Source organism: Kitasatospora sp. NPDC059088, assembly GCF_042738155.1.
Classification (GTDB): Bacteria; Actinomycetota; Actinomycetes; order Streptomycetales; family Streptomycetaceae; genus Kitasatospora.
The window spans coordinates 1-1,098 of record NZ_JBHYGR010000280.1 but is presented as its reverse complement, the minus strand read 5'-3'; the positions used below and the strand labels follow the sequence as shown (position 1 = coordinate 1,098).

1 protein-coding gene is annotated in these 1,098 nt (G+C 79.2%); it reads right to left on the bottom strand.

Annotated features, from left to right (window positions below):
* Positions 1–138: 138 nt before the first annotated feature.
* Positions 139–876 (bottom strand): hypothetical protein, encoded by a 738-nt coding sequence (locus ACFWXO_RS45280; RefSeq protein ID WP_380533098.1) that lies wholly within the window; start codon positions 874–876, stop codon positions 139–141.
* Positions 877–1,098 lie beyond the last annotated feature (222 nt).

The following is a 1,098-nucleotide window of genomic DNA, read 5'->3' as shown; positions in this document are numbered from 1 at the left end:
ACTGGCCCGCCGCGCCCCCCCCCATCTCGGCGCGGGCCCCCCACCCAGCGGCCGCCCAGCCGGGTGCCCCCCCCGACCTCCGGGGGGGGCCACCGCTGTTGCTCCCGGGGGCCGGCCGTTCCGGGCAGGCCCGGGCGGTCAGACCGACATGCCCCGGGTGGTGGCGGGGGCGGTGGGTGGGGTGGTGGTGCCCGCGGTGGTGCCGAGGGTGCGTTCGACCTTGGCGACGGCGGTGCGGTACTGCACGGAGGCGGCTTGGGGGTCGGCGGCCTGGCGTTGGAAGAAGCCGTAGGCCATGCCGACGGTGCCGAACCGTTCGATGCCGAGGTAGGCGCTGAGCTGGACGCCCGCGAGGGTGCCGTCGAGGCGGACGGCGGGCGCGTCCTGGCGGGCGCCGAGGGTGACGGGGGTGACGGTGAAGGTCACGGAGGCGTCGGTGCCGGCGTTGAAGGTGATGGTGTGGCAGGTCCTGAACGCGTCGGTGGCGGTGGCGAAGTCGGTGGCGAGCCTGGCCGGGTCCTCGGCGGTGAGGGCCTCGGTCACCATCGGGTTGCCGCCGTCCGGGCCGTCGAGTTCGGTCTCGGCGTGCGGGGTGGCGGGGCCGGGGGCGGTGGCGTGCATGTTGATCAGGGCGTTGAGGGCGTCGCAGCCGCGGACGGGGGTGGGGTTCTCGCTCGGGCCCGGGCTGCCGCTGGCGGGGGCCTCGGTGTAGCCGGGGCCGAGGTCGTTCGCGGTGAGCAGCGCGGCTCTCAGCTGGTCGGCGGAGGGCAGCCCCGGCGTGGGAGCGGCGGCGCTCGCGGCGGCGGTCGGGCCCAGGGCGGCCGCCGCGACGAGGACGGCGGCGGCGAGGGCGTGGAGAGGCCTCGGGAGGGACATGCGGGCCCCCGGTCGAGAGGTCGGGCAGGGACAGGGCACCAGTGTCGCACCGGGGCCCGGGCCGGGCGCGCGGGGCACGCATCACCGCAGGTCAGTACAGATGCGGGGGGGCACCGGGGGGCGCGGGGGGGGGCCCCCGGGGGCCGGGAGACCGGGGGTCGCCCCCCCCCCCCCCCGGGGGGGTGGGGGGGGCGCTGGGGGGGCGCGGGGGTGGGGGGCCGG

What these genes read in the sequence shown, in the direction of transcription:
- ACFWXO_RS45280 (WP_380533098.1), bottom strand. Translation starts at nt 876, where the DNA reads ATGTCCCTCCCGAGGCCTCTCCACGCCCTCGCCGCCGCCGTCCTCGTC.